Origin of the sequence: Halomonas sp. CH40, assembly GCA_041875495.1 — a bacterium.
In the GTDB taxonomy this organism is placed as follows: Bacteria; Pseudomonadota; Gammaproteobacteria; order Pseudomonadales; family Halomonadaceae; genus Vreelandella.
Genome location: CP112982.1, coordinates 1357575 through 1382099, shown reverse-complemented (window position 1 = coordinate 1382099; position 24525 = coordinate 1357575). Strand labels below are relative to the sequence as shown.

General features: G+C 55.4%; 24 protein-coding genes. 17 read left to right on the top strand and 7 right to left on the bottom strand.

Annotated elements, in window-relative coordinates:
* Positions 1-40: 40 nt before the first annotated feature.
* The 6 genes from OR573_06330 to OR573_06305 all read left to right on the top strand — a co-directional run bounded on the left by OR573_06330 (position 41) and on the right by OR573_06305 (position 7044).
* Positions 41-577: a hypothetical protein gene (locus tag OR573_06330; protein XGA81248.1), complete on the top strand. Its 537-nt coding sequence runs from the start codon at positions 41-43 to the stop codon at positions 575-577.
* 383 nt (positions 578-960) lie between these two features.
* Positions 961-2202: an FAD-dependent oxidoreductase gene (locus OR573_06325; GenBank protein XGA81247.1), complete on the top strand. Its 1242-nt coding sequence runs from the start codon at positions 961-963 to the stop codon at positions 2200-2202.
* A 15-nt stretch (positions 2203-2217) separates the two neighbouring features.
* Entirely contained in the window at positions 2218-2508 is a 291-nt protein-coding gene (locus OR573_06320) for a sarcosine oxidase subunit delta (protein XGA81246.1), read from the top strand.
* Positions 2505-5444 (top strand): 2Fe-2S iron-sulfur cluster-binding protein, encoded by a 2940-nt coding sequence (locus OR573_06315; protein XGA81245.1) that lies wholly within the window; start codon positions 2505-2507, stop codon positions 5442-5444. Before OR573_06320 ends, OR573_06315 begins: the two co-directional genes overlap by 4 nt.
* Before the next feature lie 2 nt (positions 5445-5446).
* Positions 5447-6148 (top strand): hypothetical protein, encoded by a 702-nt coding sequence (locus tag OR573_06310; GenBank protein ID XGA81244.1) that lies wholly within the window; start codon positions 5447-5449, stop codon positions 6146-6148.
* 125 nt (positions 6149-6273) lie between these two features.
* Positions 6274-7044, top strand: coding sequence for an IclR family transcriptional regulator (locus OR573_06305; protein ID XGA81243.1), 771 nt, complete (start codon positions 6274-6276; stop codon positions 7042-7044).
* A gap of 148 nt (positions 7045-7192) precedes the next feature.
* Here the strand turns inward: OR573_06305 and fadA are convergent, their stop codons facing one another.
* Both fadA and fadB read right to left on the bottom strand, forming a co-directional pair.
* Entirely contained in the window at positions 7193-8371 is a 1179-nt protein-coding gene (fadA, locus tag OR573_06300) for an acetyl-CoA C-acyltransferase FadA (protein ID XGA81242.1), read from the bottom strand.
* A gap of 27 nt (positions 8372-8398) precedes the next feature.
* Positions 8399-10558, bottom strand: a complete 2160-nt coding sequence (fadB, locus tag OR573_06295; protein ID XGA81241.1) for a fatty acid oxidation complex subunit alpha FadB — start codon at positions 10556-10558, stop codon at positions 8399-8401.
* A gap of 211 nt (positions 10559-10769) precedes the next feature.
* On the opposite strand from fadB, the gene slyA reads away from it, so the two are divergent.
* Positions 10770-11231 (top strand): transcriptional regulator SlyA, encoded by a 462-nt coding sequence (gene slyA, locus OR573_06290; GenBank protein XGA81240.1) that lies wholly within the window; start codon positions 10770-10772, stop codon positions 11229-11231.
* Here slyA and OR573_06285 read toward each other — a convergent pair.
* On the bottom strand, positions 11201-11755 hold the full coding sequence (locus tag OR573_06285) for a preprotein translocase subunit YajC (protein ID XGA81239.1): 555 nt from the start codon (positions 11753-11755) through the stop codon (positions 11201-11203). The genes slyA and OR573_06285 overlap by 31 nt on opposite strands.
* Before the next feature lie 167 nt (positions 11756-11922).
* Between OR573_06285 and OR573_06280 the strand changes: the two genes are divergently transcribed.
* The gene (locus tag OR573_06280; GenBank protein XGA81238.1) at positions 11923-12375 is read left to right on the top strand and encodes a universal stress protein; all 453 of its coding nucleotides are present in this window, start codon (positions 11923-11925) and stop codon (positions 12373-12375) included.
* Between the two features lie 108 nt (positions 12376-12483).
* Here OR573_06280 and OR573_06275 read toward each other — a convergent pair whose 3' ends face one another.
* A complete protein-coding gene (locus OR573_06275) occupies positions 12484-14406 on the bottom strand; it encodes an ATP-binding cassette domain-containing protein (protein ID XGA81237.1) in 1923 nt (640 codons plus the stop codon).
* A 159-nt stretch (positions 14407-14565) separates the two neighbouring features.
* Between OR573_06275 and OR573_06270 the strand changes: the two genes are divergently transcribed.
* Both OR573_06270 and OR573_06265 read left to right on the top strand, forming a co-directional pair.
* Entirely contained in the window at positions 14566-15444 is an 879-nt protein-coding gene (locus OR573_06270) for a TatD family hydrolase (GenBank protein XGA81236.1), read from the top strand.
* Between the two features lie 18 nt (positions 15445-15462).
* Complete coding sequence (locus tag OR573_06265; protein XGA81235.1) at positions 15463-15948, top strand: hypothetical protein; 486 nt, start codon at positions 15463-15465, stop codon at positions 15946-15948.
* Here the strand turns inward: OR573_06265 and OR573_06260 are convergent.
* Positions 15918-16502, bottom strand: coding sequence for an elongation factor P hydroxylase (locus OR573_06260; protein XGA81234.1), 585 nt, complete (start codon positions 16500-16502; stop codon positions 15918-15920). The genes OR573_06265 and OR573_06260 overlap by 31 nt on opposite strands.
* A gap of 158 nt (positions 16503-16660) precedes the next feature.
* Between OR573_06260 and OR573_06255 the strand changes: the two genes are divergently transcribed.
* From OR573_06255 to OR573_06245, 3 genes are all read left to right on the top strand, one after another.
* Entirely contained in the window at positions 16661-18076 is a 1416-nt protein-coding gene (locus tag OR573_06255; protein ID XGA81233.1) for an MATE family efflux transporter, read from the top strand.
* A 5-nt stretch (positions 18077-18081) separates the two neighbouring features.
* On the top strand, positions 18082-19089 hold the full coding sequence (locus tag OR573_06250) for a DUF3080 family protein (protein XGA81232.1): 1008 nt from the start codon (positions 18082-18084) through the stop codon (positions 19087-19089).
* A 150-nt stretch (positions 19090-19239) separates the two neighbouring features.
* Positions 19240-19938: a hypothetical protein gene (locus OR573_06245; protein ID XGA81231.1), complete on the top strand. Its 699-nt coding sequence runs from the start codon at positions 19240-19242 to the stop codon at positions 19936-19938.
* A 75-nt stretch (positions 19939-20013) separates the two neighbouring features.
* Here OR573_06245 and tusA read toward each other — a convergent pair whose 3' ends face one another.
* Positions 20014-20259, bottom strand: coding sequence for a sulfurtransferase TusA (gene tusA, locus OR573_06240; protein XGA81230.1), 246 nt, complete (start codon positions 20257-20259; stop codon positions 20014-20016).
* A gap of 29 nt (positions 20260-20288) precedes the next feature.
* Between tusA and OR573_06235 the strand changes: the two genes are divergently transcribed.
* Positions 20289-20576 (top strand): antibiotic biosynthesis monooxygenase, encoded by a 288-nt coding sequence (locus OR573_06235; protein XGA81229.1) that lies wholly within the window; start codon positions 20289-20291, stop codon positions 20574-20576.
* Between the two features lies 1 nt (position 20577).
* Here the strand turns inward: OR573_06235 and rlmM are convergent, their stop codons facing one another.
* The gene (gene rlmM / locus OR573_06230; GenBank protein ID XGA81228.1) at positions 20578-21642 is read right to left on the bottom strand and encodes a 23S rRNA (cytidine(2498)-2'-O)-methyltransferase RlmM; all 1065 of its coding nucleotides are present in this window, start codon (positions 21640-21642) and stop codon (positions 20578-20580) included.
* Between the two features lie 508 nt (positions 21643-22150).
* On the opposite strand from rlmM, the gene OR573_06225 reads away from it, so the two are divergent.
* From OR573_06225 to OR573_06215, 3 genes are read left to right on the top strand one after another with little or no spacing between them, the layout of a single operon-like run.
* Complete coding sequence (locus OR573_06225; GenBank protein ID XGA81227.1) at positions 22151-22471, top strand: hypothetical protein; 321 nt, start codon at positions 22151-22153, stop codon at positions 22469-22471.
* A 32-nt stretch (positions 22472-22503) separates the two neighbouring features.
* On the top strand, positions 22504-22839 hold the full coding sequence (gene tnpB, locus OR573_06220) for an IS66 family insertion sequence element accessory protein TnpB (protein ID XGA81226.1): 336 nt from the start codon (positions 22504-22506) through the stop codon (positions 22837-22839).
* A 56-nt stretch (positions 22840-22895) separates the two neighbouring features.
* Positions 22896-24491 carry an IS66 family transposase gene (locus OR573_06215; protein ID XGA81225.1) on the top strand — a complete coding sequence of 532 codons (1596 nt, stop codon included), beginning with the start codon at positions 22896-22898 and terminating at the stop codon, positions 24489-24491.
* Positions 24492-24525 lie beyond the last annotated feature (34 nt).

The following is a 24525-nucleotide window of genomic DNA, read 5'->3' as shown; positions in this document are numbered from 1 at the left end:
ACTGTGCCGCTGGCCAATTGTTCCCATCAGGAGTAAGCACATGGGCACCTTTCATGCTTTCAATACTAATCAACTTCTCGATAGCTTGCCCAACACAGAAAAAAACGCCTTTCTTGCTGACTGCGAAATAGTCGAGATGAACTTTGGCGATATATTGACCGAGCCAGGTGAAAGAGTCTCGTATGCCTTGTTTCCCATTGACTGCCTTATTTCCCTGATTGCCACGCTGGAAGGCGGTAACCGCCTGGAAGTTGCCATGGCCGGCAATGAAGGCATGGTGGGTGTCTCGCTGATACTCGGCTCTCACACAAGCTCGCTACAGATGCTGGTTCAGGGTGCGGGCCAGGCGCTTTGCATGTCATCGGCACGCTTTCAGGCGCACCTGGCAAAAAGCCCGGTGATTGAGCAGCTGATGAAACGTTATCTTGACGTCTTGATGAACCAGATTGCCCAATCAGCGGCCTGCGCTCATTTTCATGAATTACAGGCACGCCTGGCACGAGAACCGCCTTGGCCTCGAAGCAGCGGCTTGCCTCTGCTATGCCGTCGATTGCCATATTTACGCTCGGATGTTTGAGCCGACTGCCTGAACGCCAGATATTTCACTCTCGCCTTTTCCCAAGCTGCACGCCCCCTCGCTATATAAGTACACATCACTACACGCCACACACTTAGCCATTTGCGCTGCACGCTTTGAGAGACAGTGATCCTTCCTCGACGGATGCTGGTCTCTCAACGACGCTGGACAATTTTCGGCTCGACAAACGTCTAAATATAAAGATAATCTTTATTGTGAATAAAATATGGCTAAAAATGGAAAATAACCCCATTTATAATACATATATGAATTTAAGTATTCATATAAAAATAAAGACACCTACAGCAATGAACTGGCTAGATAACCACTCCTGACGTTAACGCTGGGCCAGTCATTAATCGATGCACCACAGGAGGGCTCCCATGCCTTTTGGATTATTGAAGTACGGCTTGTCCTCGGACTACACGGTCGATGTGGATCTGCCTCCCCCCAAAGAGCTCAAGCCCTCCTACGATGTGGTGATCATCGGTGGCGGAGGTCATGGGCTGGCCATCGCTTATTATCTGGCGAAATATCACCACATCACCAAGGTTGCCGTACTTGAGAAGGCCTACCTTGGCGGCGGCAACACAGCGCGTAATACGGCCGTGATCCGTTCCAACTACCTGACCTCGGAAGGGGTCAAGTTCTATAGCGAGTCGGTCAAGCTGTTCCAGAACCTCTCAAACGAATTTGACTTCAACATCATGTATTCCGAGCGCGGCCAACTGACCCTGGCGCACACCGATGCAACCGTGCGCGCCTTTCGTCAGCGGGCTGAAGTCAACAAGCACTTTGGCGGACGCACCGAGATGATCGACCGCCAGCAGATTCAGGAACTGGTGCCGACACTCAACCTCGACCCGGGACACCTGCCAGTGTTGGCAGGTCTTTGGCACCGCGACGGCGCGACGGCCCGCCACGATGCCGTGGCCTGGGGCTATGCCAAGGAAGCCGCCAAGCGTGGCGTGGAAATCCATCAGTTGACCGACGTTCAGGACCTGATCATCGAGGGCGGGCGAATTACCGGCGTCAAAACCAATCGCGGCACCGTCCAGTGTGGTTGCGCCGTCCAGGCCGTGGCCGGTTACAGCTCGGTGCTGGCCCAGAAGGCGGGCTTTCGCCTACCTATCGTCAGCTATCCGCTGCAAGCCATGGTTACCCAGCCAGTGAAGCCCTTTCTCGACCCCTTGGTCAGCTCCTCTGCCCTGCACTGCTATGTGCAGCAGACCAGCCGAGGGGAAGTGGTCTTCGGCGGTGGCTCAGACCCTTATCCGCTCTACAACACCCGCTCTACGCTTGAAATGAAAGAAAGCCTGATTGCCAGTGGCATCGAGATGTTTCCCTTCCTGGCCAAGGCCAAACTGATGCGCCAATGGGGCGGGATTACTGACATGACCCCTGATTACAGCCCGATCATGGGCGAAAGTCCGGTCGAGAACTATTACCTGGATGCCGGCTGGGGCACCTGGGGCTTCAAGGCCACGCCTATCTGCGGCAAGACCATGGCCGAACTGGTCGCCAGTGGCGGCAAGGTGCCCACACTGATAAAGCCATTCCAGCTGGAACGTTTTGCCAACTTCCAGCAAGTCAACGAAATGGGCGCGACAGCGGCCAGCCACTAACAAGAGGCAGGTTCCATGAAAGTCATGCATTGCCCGCTCAACGGGCCGCGTAATATCAGTGAATTTATCTATGGCGGCGAGCTCAAGCCAATGCCCGACGCCTGTAGCGACCGGGAATGGGCAGGCTACGTGTTTTACAGCGACAACACCGCAGTCGTTGTCACCGAGTGGTGGATGCATGCGGCGTCCAGCTACTGGTTTCTGGCCGAACGGCATACCGTCACGGACGAGATTCTGCGCACTTTTGACCCTCAGGAAATCTTCCGGGAGCGGGTTGAATTTTCCACACAGGAGACCGACGCATGAGCCAACACGACGCCACGGACTCCCAGACGGCTTCAACGCGCCTACCCGCCCCCATGGGCAGCCATATCGACCGTCAGGCAGCGGTTGAAATATGCTTTGAAGGGGTGCGCTACCAAGGTTTTGCGGGCGATACCATTGCCAGCGCCCTGGCGGCTGATGGCCGCTACCTGCTGTCGCGCTCGTTCAAGTACCACCGCCCGCGCGGCCCGTTGACCATGGCCGGCCAGGATGCCAATACCCTGGTGCAGCTACCCGATGAACCCAACGTGCTGGCCGATACCCACCCTGTTTCTGAGGGATTGAACGCCACAGGCCAGAACTATAACGGCAGCCTCGACCATGACCGTGACATGCGGCTTGGCAAGTTCTCGAAATTCATGCCGGTGGGTTTTTATTACCGCTCATTTTATAAGCCCAAGGGCGCCTGGAAAGTCTGGGAGCCGCTGATTCGCAAAAAAGCCGGGCTAGGACGCTTTGACCTCAAGGCAAGCGGTGATTATCACGACAAGGCCTACCTGTTTACCGACATCATGGTAGTGGGCAGTGGCCCTGCCGGGCTCAACGCGGCCTTGACCGCCGCCGAGGCAGGCGCTCAGGTACTGTTGGTCGAACAATCCCCCTTGCTCGGCGGTGCGCTGACTTATGCCCGTTTCGATGCGCAGGGCCATCGCGCCTCCCAGGTGCGTCAGGAACAGGTCGCGGCTGTGGAAGCCCACCCCAATATCCGGGTGCTCGTTGATGCCACCTGCAATGGCTGGTTCACCGATAACTACCTGCCGGTCATTCAGGGCAAGCGGATGTACAAGGTGCGTGCCAAGGAATGCATCGTCGCCAGCGGCGCCTTCGACCAGCCCGTTATCTTTCGTAACAACGATTTGCCAGGGGTCATGCTGGCCAGCGCCGCCCAGCGCTTGATGCGCCATTACGCCGTTCGTCCAGGGCAATGCGCGGTGGTACTTACCGGTAATGATGATGGCTATTTGGCCGCTCTTGATCTGCATGAGCAAGGCGTCAAGGTGGCTGCTCTGGTCGATATGCGATCTGGCCCGGCGGATGCGGCGCTGATGGAAACGCTCAAGCAACACGCCATTGCGTTGTACCAGGAACACACGGTGTTTGAAGCGCTGAGCGATAAGCACCTGCACCGGGTGACAGGCGTTGATATACGCCGTATCAGCCGTCGAGGTGAGGTCGCAACCGACAGCATTACCCTTGACTGTGATCTGCTGTGCATGACCGCAGGCTACATGCCGGTCTATCAGCTGGTGTGCCAGGCAGGCGGCAAGCTCAGCTATAACGACGCTGCCGCTGAGTTCTCACTTTCCAACCTGCCCCAGCATTTATACGTGGCTGGTTCGGTTAATGGCCTGCATGATCTGGATCAGGTGATTCAGGACGGCGCCTACGCGGCTACTCAGGCACTGTTAAGCCTCGGCTTGCCAACACCGGGCACGGCGCCCATAGGGCCGCCCGCTAAACAGGTCAACTTTCCCTGGCCCATTTTCGCCCACCCCAAAGGCAAGGAATTTGTCGATTTTGACGAAGACCTGCAGATCCGCGATATCGTCAACGCCACTCGCCACGGTTACCGAGATGTGCAACTGGTCAAACGCTTTTCCACCGTTGGCATGGGCCCTTCCCAGGGCCGCCACTCGGCGCTGCCAACTGCGCGGCTGGTGGCTGATGCCACCCAGCGCTCTGTCAGTGAAACCGGCGTCACCACGGCGCGCCCGCCCTTTAGCGCCGAAACCCTGGCGCACCTTGCCGGGCGCAGCTTTGACCCCTACCGGATGACCACCATGCACCAGCGCCATGTGCAACTGGGGGCGAAAATGATGCCCGCCGGCGACTGGCAACGCCCGGCGTACTACCCCTGCGCAGATGGCCGCCTTGACCGTCATCAGTGCATGCAGGAAGAGGCCCAGCAGGTCCGGCAGCGCGTCGGGCTAATTGATGTCTCGTCCCTGGGCGGCATCGACATTCGCGGGCCTGATGCGGCAGAGTTTATTAACCGCATTTTCACCTTTGGGTTCCTCAAGCAGCCGGTGGGACGCACCCGTTACGCGGCCATGACCAACGAACAGGGCGTGGTCATCGATGACGGCGTCTCCTGCCGCCTCGCTGACGATCATTTTTACGTGACCGCGACGACCAGCGGTGTCGGTCGCGTCTTCCAGAGTATGTTGCAGTGGAATGCCCAGTGGCGACTGGACGTTGATATTGCCAATGTCACCTCGGCGTATGCCGCAGTAAACATTGCAGGCCCGTTATCACGCCAGGTACTGGAAAAAGTGTGCACCGGCGTTGACCTCAGTGCAGAGGCGCTACCCTATCTGGAATTGCGTGAAGGTCATATCGGTGAGGCGCCAACGCGCATCATGCGCACCGGCTTTGTCGGTGAACTCAGCTATGAGCTGCACGTACCCTCGCGTTACGGCGAGTACCTTTGGGACCTCTTGATGGAAGCCGGTGCCGAGCTGAATATCCGCCCCTTCGGCGTTGAGGCCCAGCGCCTGCTACGCCTTGAGAAAGGCCATGTCATCATCGGCCAGGATACCGACGGCATGAGCCACCCTGGCGAGATTGGCATGAGCTGGGCCGTCAACCGAAAGAAACCGTTTTTCGTTGGCCGCCGCGCCGTGGATATCCTCGAAAGCCAGCCTGCCAAGCGCCGCCTGGTGGCTTTCCAGCTGCCCGCTTCCAGCGCCCAACCGTTGGAAGGCCATCTGGTACTCGACGGGGCGGATATCACTGGTAACGTCACCTCCTGTGAATACTCGGCCACCCTGGAGAGCATTATTGGCTTGGCCTATGCCAGCCCTGATAAATCCCCCGGCAGCCAGATTACCATCCGTGTCGAAGGTGGTTCAGAAGTCAACGCCGAGGTCGTCAAGCTACCTTTCTACGATGCCCAGAATAGCCGACAGGAGATGTAACCATGGCGACTCTACAAGAGGCTCTTGCTCCCAAGCGCACGCCGCTTTACCACCTTCATCAGGCCCGCTCAGTAAACGACCACTGGCAACCGTTGAATGGCTATGCCGTTGAGGGAACGCCGGATGATGGCAAGGAGGCAAATGCTGCACGGCTCACCCAGTGCAGCCTGTCGGATCTGTCTGCGCTGGCTCGCCTTGGGGTGCGTGGCCAAAAGGCGGCAGGTTTTCTCACTAAGCATGGTTATCAGCTGCCATCAGCCCCGAATCAGGCGGTAAAACAGCCGGATGGCAGCCTGGTGGCACGGCTTTCCGCCAGCGAATATCTGCTCCTGGGCAGCCTTGCGGATGCAGGCCAGCGGATCAGCCAGCATGAAACACAATGGCCTTCTCACCAGAGCGGCGTCTACTGCCTGCCACGCCAGGACACCCACGCCTGGCTGGCATTGAGTGGCCCACACATCAGCGCAGTGATGGCCAAGCTGTGCGGTGTTGATATGCGCCCGAACGTCTTTGCGCCGGGCCAGGTGGCGCAAACCTCGGTTGCCCGCGCCAACGCCATCGTCATTAATGCCGGTGCCTGCTTCTATCTGCTGGTCGACACGGCTTTGGCCTGTTATTTCTGGTCGGTGATGCTGGATGCAATGCAGGAATTTGACGACCAGCCCTTGAGCGTGACGGCCTTGCAGCACGCGCTGGAAAGCTGATGCGGTGGTGCGCCATGCTAGTCAGCCAACCAAGCGCCCCTTAAAATAGCGCGCAATCAAAACGGTCTGGAACAATACCCGGCCGTTTTAATCTCCCCACCCTTCAGCTGAGCCTCATCACGCTTATGGCGAAACATTCCAGCAAAGAGAACGACTATACGGTTCCCGCCCTCTATCGCGGTCTTAGAATTCTTGAGCTGTTCGACAGCCAGCATCGGGTTCTGACGACCCAGGAGTTTGCTGACGCTCTTGATGTCACTACAGCCTCCATCTACCGCATCGTGTCGACTCTGACCGAGATGCATTATCTTGAAAAGGTCGCCAAGAACACCTATCAGCTGGGCCCTCAGGTAATCTCCCAGGGCTTTAGCTACCTGGCCAGTCGGGATATTGTCGATATCGTCATGCCGCACCTGAATAACCTGCGCAATCAGGTATCAATGTCCTGCCATCTCAGTGTGCGCGAGGGCCGTGAAGCGGTGTATATCTACCGCTCCTTTGCGTCTCAGCGGCTATCGGTGAACATCCCGGTGGGTACCCGCATTGCCTGCCATAGCTGCGCCATGGGGCGAGTGCTGCTTACCGCCCTAGACGAAGCGGAGTTGGATGCGCTCTATCAACACGTACGTCTGGACGGCTATCCGGCGCCAGCACCCCGCACCCTGCCTGAACTCAAACAGACGGTTATCCAGGATAGAGCCAACGGCTGGGTGATGCACCGCTCTGACTATGCCACCGCCATTGCCACCGGGCTGAAGGACTATCAAGGGAATATCGTCGCCGCGATCAATATTTCAGGCCCTGACGCCCTGATGAGTAGCGATGACCACATCAGCGCGCTCAAGGGACAATTGCTCGATACTGCAGAGCGTATTTCCTTTGAACTGGGTTGTTAAAAAGCGGGTGTTAAAAAATTTGTTAAAAACGGCCGCTAAAAACGCCTGCTCCTGACGCAAAAATGGCGGCACCTTTTATCAAGATGCCGCCGCCTTACATGGCTGGCTTATGCAACGTTCAAAGCGCCCGCATAGCGCTCTGGCGCGTTTATTTCAGGCGTTCAAACACCGTAGCGACGCCCTGCCCCATACCAATACACATGGTGGCCAGGCCAAGTGACGTGTCCTGCTGATTCATCACGTTCAGCAAGGTGGTGCAGATACGTGAGCCCGAACAGCCCAAGGGGTGCCCCAGGGCAATCGCGCCACCGTGCAGGTTGACCTTTTCATCCATGGCATCGAGGAAGCCAAGATCTTTCAATACGGGTAGGCCTTGGGCTGCAAAGGCTTCATTAAGCTCAACGGTGTCGATATCGTCTGCTTTAAGCCCAGCCGCTTTAAGCGCCTTTTTGGAAGCAGGCACCGGGCCATAGCCCATGATAGACGCATCGCAACCAGCTACACCGGTTGACAGAACCCTGGCCATGGGTGTCAGGCCCAATGCTTGGGCACGCTCATAGCTCATTACCGCCATGGCAGAAGCCCCGACCGAAAGGGCCGATGAGGTGCCAGCGGTCACGGTGCCGCTGCGCGGATCAAACACCGGCTTCAGAGCCGCCATGGATTCCAGAGTGCTTTCCGGGCGAATCACTTCGTCGTTTTTCACCAGCACCTTGAAGCCCTTGGCATCATGCCCTTCCACACCAACAATTTCGTTAGCAAAGTAGCCGTTTTCCATCGCCGCCTGAGCGCGCTGGTGGGAACGCACGCCAAACTTGTCCTGATCTTCGCGACTAATGCCGTGCATCTTGCCCAGCAGTTCTGCCGTCAGGCCCATCATCATGGCGGCCTTGGCCGCATGTTTGCTGGCAGCCGGGTTAACATCCACGCCGTGGGTCATGGGCACATGCTCCATGTGCTCAACGCCGCCGATAATAAAGAAGTCTCCCATACCCGCCTTGATGTTCGCCGCTGCAATATGCAGGGCGCTCATGGAGGATCCACACAGCCGATTGACCGTCTGCGCAGGCACAGAGCGGGGAATGCCGGTCATGATCGCCGCGTTGCGGGCGATGTTCATGGCCTGTTCCAGGGTCTGGTTGACACACCCCCAGATCACATCATCCACTTCTGACGGATCAAGGTTGGGGTTGCGATCAAACAGTGACTGCATGACAGCGGCCGACAGGTTTTCAGCACGAACATGGCGAAAGGCACCCTGCTTGGCTTTAGCCATGGCGGTACGGGTTGCATCAACCACCACGATATCTCTCGGGTTCAAACTCATTTTCAATCTCCTCTGTGCGGTGGTTGATCAGGCGTTAGCGGGATAAAAACGTGAATGATCACGCGCCATTTCACGTAGTTTCGGGGTCGGGGCATAGAGTGCGCCCAGCTCCTCGGCCAGCGCATCCGCCTGGGCGACAAACTCAGCGACACCCATGGCATCGATATAGCGCAGCGCGCCCCCACGGAAAGGCGGGAAACCAATCCCATAGATCAAGGCCATATCTGCCTCTGCGGCAGAATCAACAATGCCATCTTCCAGGCAGCGCACCGTTTCAAGGCATAGCGGCACCATCATGCGGGCGATAATATCGTCATCGGAAAACTCCTTGGTTTCCTTGACCACGCTGCTGACCAGCGAATGCGCCTGCTCATCGCTTACCTTGACGGGTTTACCTTTCTTGTCTTCTTCATAAGTGTAAAAACCCTTGGCGTTTTTCTGCCCCAGGCGGTCATTGTCAAACATCACCTGAATGGCCGTTTTCGTCTCACGCGCCATACGATCCGGGAAACCCTCGGCCATCACTTCATTGGCATGCACGGCGGTATCCAGCCCGACCACATCCAGCAGATAGGCAGGCCCCATCGGCCAGCCGAATTTTTCCATGACCTTATCGACTCGCTGGAAATCAGCGCCTTGCTCCATCAGGAAGCTGAAACCGCCAAAGTAGGGAAACAGCACACGGTTGACCAGAAAGCCCGGGCAATCGTTGACTACAATCGGCGTCTTGCCCATGGCACGGGCATAGGCAACGGTCGCGGCAACGGCGGCGTCCGAGGTCTTTTCACCGCGGATGACTTCCACCAGCGGCATACGATGTACCGGGTTAAAAAAGTGCATGCCGCAGAAATTTTCCGGGCGCTTAAGGTTTTTCGCCAGACGGTTAATCGAAATCGTTGACGTGTTGGAGGTCAGGATGGTGCTGTCGCTGACCTTGTCTTCTACCTCAGTCAGAACGGCGTCTTTCACCTTGGGGTTTTCAACCACGGCTTCGACCACCAGATCAACGTTGCCAAAATCACCATAGGAAAGCGTGGGGCGAATATTGGAAAGCCGAGCTGCCATCTGGTCAACGCTGAGTTTCTTGCGGTCAACCTGTTTGGCAAACAGCTTGCGCGCCTCCTTAAGGCCCAGCTCAATGGCATCGTCTTTGATATCCTTCATCAGGATGGGGGTGCCCTTGGAGGCACTTTGATAGGCAATACCGCCCCCCATGATGCCGGCGCCCAGCACGGCAGTCTGCTTAACCGGTTGAGACTGCTTTTCGTAACCGCTGCCCTTTTTCTTGACCAGCTGGTCATTCATGAACAGGCCAACAAGGTTAAAGGCCACATCCGTCAGGGCCATGCGCGCAAAGGTGTTGGCTTCAATCTGCTGAGCACGTTCGCGCTCTTCACCGGCGCCTTTCTGGATCACCTTGATGGCTTCAATCGGTGCCGGATAATGCGGCCCCGCCTTACCTGCAACGTAACCTTTGGCCGTTTCAAACACCATCATCTGTTCAATGGCATTGAGTTTCAGCGCTGATTTCTTTTCATTACGACGTGCTTCAATATCCAGCTCACCGGCATTGGCGCGGTGCAGAATATCAGCGGCGGCATCCAGCAGGTCGTCCTGCGGCACTACCGCATCAACGGCACCGACTTTTAAAGCGGCATCGGCCCGGTTTTCCGTTCCTCCGGCGATCCATTCAATGGCATTATCTGCGCCTATCATGCGTGGCAGGCGCACACAGCCACCCCAGCCGGGAATAATCCCCAGCTTGGTTTCCGGCAGACCAATCTTGGCTTTTTCGCTCATCACGCGAAAATCGGTGGTCAGCAGCACTTCACAGCCACCGCCCAGCGCTAGCCCATTGATAGCCGTGACAGTGGGGAAAGGCAGATCTTCGATGGCATTAAAAATTTCATGCACCTTGAGGTTCATCTCAACAAGATAATCCTGGCCTTTATCGAAGAGCTGATGAAACTCGGTAATATCCGCGCCGACAATAAATGCCTCTTTCCCGCTGGCGATAATCAGGCCATTCAGGCCATGCTCGGCATTCAGGGCCTGGACGGCCTCACCAAGCTCTTTGATCACCGCGCTGGAAAGCTTGTTGACAGATTCACCCTGCAGGTCAAAAGTGAGGGTTGCGATATCGTCATCGCTGCGCGCCACCGAAATGGCATTACCTTGATAGATCATCCGCCTTACTCCATTGGACTGGTGACAGAAACAAATTCATACGACCGTTTGATTGCCTTAGCTTGGTCGAGATTATTTCAGACGTCAAGCCTTGAATGACATCTGTCCAGTGGATGGCGCTCTCAACCAGGACTTGCATTCAACTCATTGCCTATCGACACTTGGTAATGAACATGGGTATTTAACATAGCCACCATCTGCAGGTTGATTTATGGCGTCTACTATTGGCTTCCGCATTGCCCGACTCCCACATTTATGGCGCTCGATCATTGATCGTCGTCTGGCGCCGCTAGGCCTCACTCAGACCCGCTGGGTCACCTTGTACCACCTCTGGCGCATGGGAAATGGGCAAACCCAATGCGAGCTTGCGCGTAATATCGGCGTTGAAGCACCTTCGCTGGTACGCACGCTGAGTCAGTTGGAATCCCAGGGGCTGATTACACGCCAGGCCTGTGGCAATGATCGGCGGGCCAAACGTATCTATCTGACCGATGAAGCATTGCCTCTGCTTGAACAGATTGATGCGATTGCCTCAAAGGCCCGTCAGGAAATGCTTGCTGGCTTAAGTGACCAGCAAATACAACAGCTTGAGGACTGGCTTGCGCATATCGAGGCTAACGGCCTGGCGATTCAGGCACAGGATCAGGAGGCAGAGACGTCGTCCCTGCCATGAGTCAAGGCCGATGCTTTATGCTGTTTTTTCGGGCGGTCCGCGTGGCCTTTCAGGCAATCACGCAGCGTGACAAAATCTTCGATATAGCTGGAAAAGCGTTCGGCATTCTGCGACTCCCACCACCATAAGGTCAGTGAGGATTCGCTGGACTCCAGCACCAAGGCATCCTGGGGCAAACGCTCCAGTAAGGCCTTGAGAACGCTATCCGCCGGTTCCGGCCAGGCGCGTAACGGTGCTATCCGCCAGCGCCAGCCTGCATGGTAGGGGGTCAGGGCATCACTGGCATCGCTGTCTCGGACGAGAAGAAAATCCGGCCCGGGGGCTTGCTGCGGGTAACGCCATTGGTAACCAGGCATTGCCTGTTTGACATCATGCAGCGGCGGCACAGCCATTTTCACATCAACGCCCTGCTTGCGCACACTGTTGCGCAGCAACGCCTGACGCTGCTGACGCGGGCTAGGCTTCAGCCACATCACCGGTGCCGCCACAAGCATCACCACGATAATAATAAAAAACCATTCCATTGCTTGCCTCTCTGGGTATAGGGATGACGACATGGACGATCTGCCCGAAAATCTAGCAGATCTTCAAAATAATGATCCAGGTCGTTGTTACTTAACGAAAACCCGCCTAAAGTAAAGAGTACACACTTTATTGTTCTCAGCTGACTGTCTTATTTTGAGGAGCACCCATGAGCTACCATCATATTCTGGTCGCGGTGGATTTGACCAAAGATTCCCATAAAGTCCTTGAACGCGCCGTGGCGATTGCCGAACGTAACAATGACGCCAAGATCTCCATCATGCATACCCTGGAGCCCCTCGGTTTTGCCTATGGCGGCGATATTCCCATGGATCTCACCAGCATTCAGGATCAATTGGATGATCACGCCAAAAAGCGCCTGGCAGAAATTGCCGAAACGCATATTCCCAGCGAAGACCAGCACGTGCTGGTGGGCATGCCGGATACTGAAATCCATCGTTTTGCCCAGGAACACGACGTGGACCTGATTGTCGTTGGCTCCCATGGCCGTCATGGTTTCGCATTGTTGCTGGGTTCTACATCAACTGGTGTACTGCACGGCGCTCAGTGCGATGTACTTGCTGTGCGCGTTGGTAAGAAAGGCGAAGAAAGCGCCGAGTAACCGTATCGTTCAACACAAGCTCTTAGTGAATCTGACAAGGCACCCGTTCGGGTGCCTTGTTGTTCTTACTGGGTCGCTACTGACAGAACTGCCTTGCCAAGCCGCTAATTACTGCTCACCGTTAGCCATCGCTTCAAGCTCCATCCAACGCTCCATGGCGGCTTCCAATGATTGCTGGACGTTTTCCAGCGCCTGCAGCCTGGCCGTGACGACACTGGCGTCCTGCTGGTAAAACGCTGGATCACCCACCTCCTGCTCCAAGGTTTCTATTTCGCCTTCAAGGCGCTCGATATCGGCCGGCAACCCATCCAGTTCACGCTGCAACTTGTAGGAAAGTTTGACGGTTTTACGCGCAGGCTCGGCCGCCGGTTTATCCTGAGCTTTCTCGGCCACCTCGCTGGTTGGCTCGGTGTGTTGACGAGCCGCACCGTCCCACGGCGCCGGGGGCAACTTGCCACCCTGACGAATCCAGTCGGTATAGCCGCCCACATACTCACGCACGCAGCCTTGACCTTCAAACGCCAACATACTGGTGACAACGTTATCCATAAAGGTACGGTCGTGAGAGACCAGCAACAGGGTTCCGTCGAAATCCAGTAGCAGCTCTTCAAGCAGCTCCAGGGTTTCCATATCCAGATCGTTGGTCGGCTCATCAAGAACCAGAACATTGGCAGGCTGGGTAAACAGTTTGGCCAGCAGAAGACGATTGGATTCACCGCCAGACAGCGCCTTGACCGGCTGACGCACCCGATCAGGCGTAAACAGGAAGTCCTGCAGATAGCTCATGACATGGCGATCCTTGCCCCCTACGCTGACACGGTCGCTGCCTTGGGCCACGTTATCATAGACGGTTTTGTTCAACTCAAGCCCGGCACGCAGCTGGTCGAAATAGGCTACCTGCAGGTTAGTACCCAGCTGTACGCTGCCTTCTGTGGGAGCCAACTCTCCCAGCAGAATTTTAAGCAAGGTTGTCTTACCGGCGCCGTTACGGCCCAGAAAACCAATCCGGTCGCCGCGCATGACTTCCAGATTGACATCGCGCAGGATGACCTCATCACCAAAGCGTTGGGTCACGCCTTTCAGCTTGACGACCCGCTTACCGGTACGCTCGCCGCTATCCACCGACAGATTGGCCGTGCCCTGACGTTCGCGACGCTGGCTGCGCTCCATGCGCATCTGCTCAAGCTCGCGTACACGGCCTTCATTACGGGTACGACGTGCCTTGACGCCTTGACGAATCCAGGCTTCCTCCTGGGCCAGCTTTTTGTCAAAAAGCGCATTCTCACGCGCTTCGACTTCCAGTTCGTGCTGCTTGCGTTCCTGGTATTCAGCGTATTTCCCGGGGTAGCGGCCCAGCTTGCCACGATCCAGTTCGAGAATATGGGTGGCCAGTTTGGACAGGAAGGCACGGTCGTGGGTAATCAGTAGCACAGCGCCATTAAACGCCAGCAACTGCTCTTCCAGCCAGGCGATGGTGTCAAGATCCAGGTGGTTGGTCGGCTCGTCCAGCAACAGCAGATCAGGCTCGGCCACCAGGGCCCGCGCCAGGGCTACGCGCCGCCGCCAGCCGCCGGAAAGCGCACTCATTTCAGCTTCAGGTGGCAACCCCAGGCGAGTAAGCACCACATCAATACGCTGATGGAATGACCAGCCATCAATCGCCTCGATCCGGGTTTGCAACACCGCCATGCGGTTCATGTCAGGGTCAGGATCGTTGATCAGATGGTGATACTCGGAAAGCAAGTCACCGGCTTCAGGCAGCCCCTGGGCAACCATATCGAAGATGGTCATACCGGAAGACTCCGGCAACTCCTGAGACAGAACACCAATTTTCAGCCCAGGCGCACGCCAGATGGTGCCATCATCGGGTTTGATATCGCCAGCCACCAGCTTTAAAAGCGTTGATTTACCGGTGCCGTTGCGCCCGACCAGCGCCAGCCGCTCGCCTTTTTCGACCGTCAGGTCAGCGCGGTCAAGCAATACTTGGGTGCCGTAAGCGAGTTGCAGCTGTTCAAGTCGTAACAAGGTCACTCAGTGTTCTCCATCATCATGAAACGCATAATAAAGGCCATAGTGTAACGCATGCTGCCTTGATAATGTTTACCTTGCAGACGTCTCGTGGAAGCTTTCTTGGCAAGGTAGACTGAGCGCTGCAAATTCGCTGTGGCTAAATTCCTGAAGGAGCCTTGTGTGACCACTCTGCGTGACAATTCGACACTACCCGAAGCCTTGCGCTTTCAATCACCTGCCCCGCTGGTGGACATTGGTGCCAACCTGACTCACGACAGTTTTCAGCGTGATCTCCCAGAGGTCATTGAACGCGCCCATGCTGCCAACGTCACCACCCTGATCCTGACCGGCACCGATCTACTTCATGCTCGTCAGGCAGCCAGCCTCAGCGAGCAGTACAGCGGTGTCTTTGCCACGGCGGGCATTCACCCTCACGATGCCAGCCAGTGGACAGACACGCTCGGCCAGCAACTGGCTGAACTGCATCAGCATCCGGGCGTTGTGGCGGTGGGCGAATGCGGGCTGGATTTCAACCGCAACTTTTCAACTCCGCAGGAGCAGGAACGCGCCTTTGAAGCACAGCTTGCGCTGGCCGCCAGCAGCGGCTTGCCCCTTTTTCTGCATGAGCGTGATGCGGGGCCGCGCATGCGCGATATGCTGCAGCACTGGCGCGGAGATATCAGCGACGCTGTTATTCATTGCTTTACCGCCGACAAAGATACCCTTTACGGCTATCTGGACCTAGACTTGCACATAGGGCTCACCGGCTGGATTTGCGACGAGCGACGCGGTCACCACCTGCAGCCACTGGTCAAGGATATCCCTCTTGATCGGCTTATGGTAGAAACCGACTGCCCGTATCTTTTACCGCGCAATTTACCGGCCAAGTTGAAGGGGCGGCGCCATGAACCTGCACTGCTGCCGTGGATTGTGCGTGAAATTGCCCATTGGCACGGCGTCAGTGAAGCTCGGCTGGCAGCCGCCAGCAGCGCGACGGCGCAGCGCTTTTTCCGGTTACCATCGCTGGTCAATGAGTCAGCCGCTGCAAAGCACCTGTAACACCTAAAAGGAACCCTAATGAGTGAATTACCCGGCTTTATTGCCATTGAAACAGGCGACGAGGAAGGCTTGCCACTTTCGGTTGCCTGGTCTTTGGCGGATGGGCGCATCAAGCACACCCTGATTCAGCCAGATGACAGCTGGATTGCAGAATCCGACCATGTCACCAACGAATATAGCGCAGAGGAACTGGAGAGCTTTGGCGTCAGCCCGCTGGATGTCATTCGTGAGCTGGAAACCGATTATTTCAATGAGACTCTCTACACCAGTGGCAGCGGCGAAGATGAGCTCGCCTTGGCGCGCCTGTTTGACACCTACGGCATTGACCCCTTCGTTGAGCTTGCCCCTGCGGAAAGCCTGTACCCAGGCTTGAACGACGCAGAATGGCAGCGTCAACGCCGCGAGGTGTTTGATCAACTGGGCCTGGAGCCAATGCGCCCTGAAGATGAGGTAAGCGCCATGCTGGCGTTACATCAACGACTTGAAGGTGATGACGCCGAGTGATCCAGCACCGCCAGCCCGGCCCTGCACGCCTGATCCAGTGAAGCTGCCTGTTGATAATAACGCTGCAAGGCCATCTGGAAAGCAGCCGCGCGGCGTGGCAACCCTTCAGCCCGATAGCGCTGCGCCCGCGATAACACCTTGTTAGCAAAACTTTCCCGGTCTACTTCTGCCTCGCCCCCCAGATTATCCACGCTGACATGAAAGGGGCGCTGGCTGGCCTCACAGAACAGTGATTCAAGTGCCTGTGGAGCAATCTCTGCGGCTTCAAAGGCACCTTGCTGTTGGGCATCACGACCGTCGGGCAGGTACCAGTAGCCGTAATCCTCAAGCTGTCTTCGCTGCTCGCCAGCGATGCACCAGTGGCTGATTTCATGCAATGCGCTGGCATAGAACCCATGGGCAAAAATCACCTGATGGTAGTCAGCATCGCCGCTGGCTGGCTGATACAAAGGTTCATCGCCACCACGCGTCAGCCGGGTGCGGTAACGCTTGGCAAATACACCATCAAACAGAGCGATAATATCGGCAAGCGTCCAGCGGGTCTCGTCATGCATAAATTCTATCCGGTTGAATATTGATCACGAAAAAATGGCACATGATGATGATTATAAAGACCGACACCCTATGACGTCATGTGGTGTGATCAACGAACAGCAATAGCTGCTAGAATCGTTTTTTTAAACAGGAATATCCACTATCTAGGAAGTCCACCTTGGAAAGCCTGAGCAAGCAACTCAAAACCCTTTATTGGCCGGAGACCCGGTTACTGGTGCGCCTGGCACTGCCGATTTGCGGTGCCCAACTGGCTCAGGCCGGCATGAGCGTGGTCGACGTCATGATGACCGGACGCCAAAGCCCGACGGCATTGGCAGCTGTCTCCGTTGGTTCAAGCCTGTGGATGCCATTGATGCTGTTCATGACCGGCACCCTGATGGGCTTAACGCCGATTGTCGCCCATATGCTGGGCGGCAAACGCCATGCAGGCATCCGGCCTGCCGTACACCAGGCATTATGGATAGCCCTTCTGCTCGGGGCTATTTCAGCAGGCTTGCTATGGTTTCTGGTGACACCGGTTTTTCAGCTAATGGCAGTGCCTGAGCATGTTGCCCGCAGTTCAGCCGCCTATCTGTCGGCGGTTGCCTTCGGTATGCCCGGTATTGCGTTGTTTCAGGCACTGCGCGCCTTTTCTGATGGCATGAATCATACCCGTCCTGCCCTGTGGATCAGCCTGGTAGGGCTGGGCGTCAATATACCCGCTAACTATCTGTTGATTTACGGTGGGGACGGCCTGGTCGAGCTGTTCGGCACCTGGATTCCCGCATCGTTGCAGCAACTACCTGCGCTGGGTGCGCTGGGTTGTGGCATCGCCACGGCCATATCGATGTGGACAATGGCATTAGCCATGATGCTCTACACCCAAAAGGGCCGAGCCTACCGTGAGGTATCCTTGTGGCAGCAAATTGCTCTGCCCCAATGGATTGGCATACGCGAACTGCTGGTTGTCGGGATTCCTATCGGGGTGGCGATTTTTGTTGAAGTCACTCTGTTCACCCTGATTGCGCTGTTTATTGCCAGCCTGGGTGAAATTACGGTGGCAGCCCACCAGATTGCCCTGAGTTTCACCACCATACTGTTCATGCTCCCCATGTCGCTAAGCATGGCACTCACCGTCAGGGTGGGTAATACCCTTGGACAACAACGCCCTGAACGCGCTCGCCAGGTTGCCTGGAACGGCATTGCTATCAGTCTGCTAACAGCGGCAATCAATAGTTCTCTTCTCTGGTTAACAGGCCGTTGGGTGATCTCGCTCTATACACCGGACCCAGACGTCCAAGCACTTGCCGCCTCCCTATTGACCCTGGCCGTCTTTTTTCAGGTCTCGGATTCCTTGCAGGCAAACCTGGCAGGGGCTCTGCGCGGCTATAAGGACACCCGGGTCGTCATGCTGATTACCGTGGTTTCCTATTGGAGTGTCGGCCTGGGCGGTGGTCATTGGTTGGGCCGCCAAGGTTTCGGTGAGATTTCCGCACTCGGGGTACACGGTTATTGGATCGGTTTGATTGCAGGCCTTAGCACCGCCGCACTATTATTGGCCTGGCGATTACATGTGATAAGCCGACCGGAGTAGCTGCTATGTCGTTTGTTTCCGAGTTTGTACCCGGATTGCGTCATGTTTTGAATGCTGCGTTATGGGCGTTCCCTTTGATGGTATTGCAAGGCTGTGGCAACAATGACAACGATGACTGGCAGCAGTATCACCAACAGCTTGGCGATGCTCTCAGCAGTACGCCGATTGAAACCACTGAACCTGATAATATTCCCTCCTTCCCGGAGACACAGCGCCTGGTTTTTGAGATTGAAGAAATGCGCGAGGGAATGCTCAATATCTACGCCCTGCGTGGATGCCAGATTACCTCGCTTATCGCAGCACGTAACAACCAGCTAGGCAAGGTAGCGCCACCCAGCCAGCAATGGTTATACGAACGCGAGCTCTGGCAACAGCTAAGCAGCTGCTGGAACACCAATACGCCTGAGCAGCTCTCCGAAGAGAATCGTGAACGCCTACTCGATATGACGATGAACAAGACGGCACAGCTTCCCTACGTCAGCTGGAATGCCATCTTCGAGTCAACAGAGTGGCAAAAAAGCTTTTCCCGCGCGAGCACTCCTTTATCTTCCACAACGCTGCAAGATATCGACGCCGCACTGGAGGCTGTGGACTATCTGCAACGCATGACGCTGCATCAGTTTGACCGCCAGTGGGAACAGGACTCAAGCCGTTTGGAAAATCACCTTAAAGAATTAAATCAGCGCCCTCTCAGCGCTGAAATACTGCGTGCTTTGCTCCTGGCCTCTCAACGGCTTGACGAGGCCAGCCTGATGCTCGAACAGGCCAGCGCTGAGTGCCTGCCGGATTGGGACATGACAGAGGTGCAACAGTTGGAAAACGTTGCTCATGAATGGCTCAAGGCGATCAATCAACTCGTCAATAGCCACCCGATTGACCCGCCTGAAGCATGGCAAGACTATCAGCAGAACTGGCTGTCGCTGACCAATGACGAGGCGCCATGGCGTGTTTTCAATAGCGCCTTGAACCGCCACCAGGCTATTCGTAGCCAGTTCGCAGCCTGCCCAGGGTAAGCTGAAGAAGGCGCGAAGCGAGTACCCGACTATAAAAAATCATCCAATAGGCTTAACCTTCGGCTAAAGCTGTGCTATTGGTGACATATGTGGCGGGCATAAATCTCTGCTTTGCCAACGTCGAAACCACGCAGCACCAGGAGGGACACCATGGGCGCCACCTTGTCACCCCGTTTTGCCCAGGTTATCGACCTGGAAACCGCACGTCAGCGGCATGAAGCGCAAAAATGTCTGGTACGTCTTTCTCCGGAGCTTGATGGGCTGGAAATGGTCTACCAGCTGGATGCTGACCCTGAAAGCTTTTACAGCATGCCTGTGCTTGCCTGGGGGTTACGTGAAGATGGCCATGTTGTCGGTCTGATTCCATGGATGGAAAAACTGACCCCTTGCCACCTGCTCAATAGCAGGGAACAGGGGTGTTTCGTTGGCTATCGTGATCCAGAAACAGAAGAAATATTTACTGACCCTCCCGAACACAAGTGGCATGAACTCTCCGCGTCCGCTGAGTATTTTGATTACGAAGCCTCTCAGGAACTCACCCTTATCCAGCAGATCCCCGATCATCAGGGCACCCATGCCCTGTGCATGGAGGGCCACCATCAACCTTGGCAGATGAAGCTTGTCTACGGCTGGAATCTATACAGCGATGGCAGTGTCGATGCCTTGGTTGCTGATGAAAGTAAAGCCACAATGACACCCATACTGTTGAAAGATGCCTGCCTCTACAGTACTCGTTCACGTCATCCCAAGGTTTACTTCTTTCAACGCCATATTGCCAATCAGATCGTTGAGGAAGATCCGGATACGCTGGAAAGTCTTGCGCTTATGGTGGTTCCACCTGCGCATTGAAATGAGTTTTTTGCAGCAAAGGGAAGCAATTAAAACCTGCTTCCCTCGTACACGTTTCCCTTGCTATGAAAGCGATTAATCACAAACCCGTATATAGTAATAAAACTCATCGTCAACGGCTGTTTGAGTCACTAGCTCGTGGCTAAGAAACTGGCAGAACTTGGGCACATCTCGGGTAGTCGCCGGGTCCGTGGCGACAACTTGCAACACTTGCCCCGGCTTTAACTCAGCCACTTTATTATGAAGCATCATGATTGGCTCTGGACAAAATAGCCCACGGGTGTCCAATTGTTCATCATATTCAGGTAAAGTTTCACTCATTCAGATTCTCGATTCAGGAAGTGTAAGGTATGATCAAAATTATCATTGAACGACGTATTATGCCTGGTTTGGAAGAAGATTATGAACAGGCAGCACGCCAGGCAATGCGTGTTTCCCTGGGTGCCAGAGGCTTTGTCGGTGGAGAGACACTGGTTGAGATGGGTCATTCGGATAGGCGCTTGATGATAACCAAATGGCGTGATCTACGCGCCTGGAAAGAATGGTATACCAGTGAAGCCCGGTCCAATGCGATGCAACATATTTTACCTCTACTCACCGAGGAAGAAACCATTCGCATCTATGAACCCAGCTTCTGATCTATTGCAAGCGGATATGCACTGTCACCTCTTCCCTGTCATGGTAGAGGTGACGGCAGCGTAATGTGTATTTCACACCAGCTGCATGCAAAACATCCTCAAGATGTGACAAGCACTTGGTAACTTCTTCCCAGCGCTTTTTCATCGGTAATTTCAAATTGAATACTGCTTCCCTGCACCAGCGCCCGACCAGCCAGCGCTCCATCATGGCGATGACCCTTATTGGTTTATCGACAATATCACAGACCAGCCAATCCAAACGATAAGGTGGCTCCCAGGTAAACCCATCTTCCTTCAGATGCTCAACCTGCCCTGATGCCATCAGATCAGCTGCCATTGGCCCATTATCGATAGCGTAGACATACATACCTTTTTGAACTAACTGCCACGTCCAACCACCCGGTGCCGCTCCCAGGTCCGCCGCCGTCAGATGCCCTTCCAGGCGCTCTTCCCACTGCGACCGAGGAATGAACTCATGCCAGGCTTCTTCAAGTTTAAGCGTCGAACGACTTGGCGCTCGGGAAGGCACACGCAACCTGCGAATTCCATTAGGCAGATCACTGCGATTGCCCGGAAATGAAAGACCAACCTGCAGCGAAGAGCCGCTGACCCATAACAGGTGTAGCCTGCGTCCACCTGCCTTACGTCGCAAAGCTCCTCTTTTTTTCAGTAGACTTTCCAATGGCCGAGACAGTGTCTTTATCAGGCGACTAAGTGCTTTACCTTCGTTAGTATCCGGCGTTTCATGCCAGATGTCTTCAAAGCTCCAACCTGCATCAACCACCTGAGCAACCAGGGATGTCAGACGGTCTTCACGTCCAACGTCCAGCAGCGGCAACGCGATCAGCGTCTGGCGAGCAAAAATCAGCAAGTCAAAATAAACAAGACGATGAAGCTCGTTGATAGGTTCGTTATCCAAACGGGTAACACTCGCCCACCCTTCACCACTATCACCTTCACAAGCCACGTCATGTCTTTGGGCATGGTGCAGCAACTCTGCCAATGCATCCCTTTCAAAACCAGGTCGGCAATAAACCAGCCAGGTTGCCGGAAAAATCTGGGGCACTTAGCTCACCTTAAAACGATGGATAATTTAACAACAAACAGCGGAGTTTCGGATTATCGGCCAACAATGGCAAATATTCGGACATCATAGCATGTTGGCCAATAGACCAGCAGAACTCAAACATATCGTTTAAATAACATAGATGTGATTATCCATATGTTAATTTTTGGTGCATAGAATAATTCGCCTTTAGTCTAATTTCTCCCTCTCATAGAGCATAGCAGCACTGTAATGGGGTATGCATTTGCCGCATAACGCACGTTTAATAGGGCAAGTTACTCATACAACTTTCGACATCATATAAACAAGGATTGAACAGATAAACAATGCCCTACGTCCACAACACCTTAGAATGCCTGCATAAAAACAGCCCAGCGCAAACAGAATTTTATCAGGCCGCTGAAGAAGTGCTCGAGTGCTTACGCCGTAAGCGCCCTTAAACCGGCATCTACCGCTCTCGCTTTTATCCCCTCACACTGATGCCATCAGATCTTTGTGAGGGGGTGTCATGACGCATCAAGAACGTGAGCAATATTGGCAGCAACAAGTCACCGAATGGCAAACCTCTGGCTTGTCCGGCATGGCGTTTTGCAAGCAACAAGCGCTAAAGTACCATCAGTTTTCTTACTGGCGTCAAAAGCTCTTGGCCAGCGCATCGTCAACAAAAGAGCCAGTCGCCGGTTTTGCCACCGTCGCATATCCCAATACCGGCACCGCAAAAGAAATAGACTCCACGGGGCTTACGGTATCACTGCCCGGCGGTATCACGGTCACGGGCTTGCACGCGGGCAACGTGGCGTTACTGGGCGATATCCTGAGGCAACTGTGAAGCGGCCGCGCTATTTACGCCCCGCGTGGGAAATGCCCGAGATCTACCTGTACCGCGCACCGGTCGATTTTCGCAAGCAAGCCAACGGCCTGGCGTTACTGGTGGAGCAAGAACTGGGACACAACCCCTTTAGCGGGGCGCTGTATGCCTTTACTAACCGGCAGCGAAATAAAATCAAGTGCCTGATGTGGGAAGACAATGGCTTCGTGCTCTACTACAAGGCGCTGGCCGAGGAGCGCTTCAAGTGGCCCGGCCCCTCGGATGACGTTATGGCGTTGACTGGCGAGCAGATCAACTGGCTGTTGGATGGCTACGATATCACCCTGATGCGCGGCCATAAAACACTGCATTACGACAGCGTCGGATAGGCCATAAAGCTCTTATTTTCAGTGCTTTAACACACCGAATCTGGTATCATTGGCCCATGAAAAAGCACCCCGAAGTCTCCTCCCAACTGCCTGATCTCAGTGGCCTCTCCGCCGCTGAGGTAGTGGCTCTTGTGGCGGGGCTTCAGCAACAGGTGACGGCTCAACAGACGGCGTTACAGCAACGTAATCTCTATATTCAATTGCTCGAAGAGAAGCTGCGCTTGCAGCGCATTCAGCAGTTCGCCGCGCGCAGTGAAAAGTCTGCGAACCAGGCTCATCTGTTCGATGAGACGGAGTTGGAAGCTGACATCGAGGCGCTACGCGATCAGTTACCCGACGATGTCGAAGAGCAAGACGCGCCGCGTCCCTCACGTCAACGTCGCCAACGTGGCTTCTCCGACACTCTGGTCCGTGAGCGTATTGAGCTTACGCTCAGCGAAGAAGAAAAAGTCGGGGCGACCAAGACCTTCTTCGCCAAGGTAAAAGAAGAGCTTCAGTTCATCCCCGCGCAGCTGAAAGTCCTCGAATACTGGCAGGAAAAAGCGGTGTTCCCGCTTGAGGGCAACGACCATCTCCTTACTGCGGAGCGTCCGGTTCATCCGCTAGGCAAGTGCACGGCGTCGACGTCACTGCTAGCGTACGTGATCACCTCCAAGTACGCAGACGGTTTGCCGCTGTACCGCTTGGAAGGCATGTTCAAGCGGTTAGGCCACGCTGTTAGCCGCACGCAGATGGCCAACTGGATCATCCGCCTGAATGACGTCTTCACGCCCTTGATCACGCTGATGCGCGAAGTGCAAAACAGCAGCGCGTATCTGCAAGCCGATGAAACGCGGCTGCAAGTGCTCAAGGAAGACGGCAAGACCGCTCAGTCAGATAAATGGATGTGGGTCACCCGAGGTGGCCCACCGGATCAACCGTCGGTGCTCTTTGCCTACGACCCGTCCCGCGGCGGCAGCGTGCCGGTGCGCCTACTCGACGACTTCTCAGGGATCCTGCAGGCCGATGGCTACGCCGGTTACGGCCAGGTATGCCGTGCCAACGGCATTACCCGCATTGGCTGTTGGGACCATGCGCGACGCAAGTTCGTGGAAGCGTCTAAGGCAGCCAAGGTCAACGCGAAAGGCAAGGGCGCCACGCCGGCCAAGGCCGAGGTAGGGCTTAGCCATATCAACAAACTCTACGCCATCGAACGGCAGATCAAGGATCTCAGCGAAGTGGAACGCTACCGTGTCCGCCAGGAGCTGAGCCTTCCGCGTCTTGAGGCCTTCAAGGCTTGGCTAGAGGCTAATGTTACCCGCGTCATGAAAGGCAGCCTGACGCGTCAGGCGATGGAATATACGCTGAACCAATGGGACTTCCTCATCGGCTATTGTGCGCGCGGCGACCTGCATATCAGTAATGTTCTGGCAGAAAACGCCATTCGCCCGTTTGCCGTTGGTCGAAGAGCCTGGCTGTTCGCGGATACCTCCCGCGGCGCTCACGCCAGTGCCACCTGTTATTCACTCATCGAAACGGCAAAAGCCAATGGCTTGGAGCCTGCTGCCTATATCCATTATGTGCTGGAGCACATCGCCACCGCTGATACGTTAGAGGCACTGGAAACGCTGCTGCCCTGGAACGTGAACTTGGCGCCCGCCGAAAAAAAGTGAAAGAACACGGCTAGGTCAAGTGTGTCGATTTAAG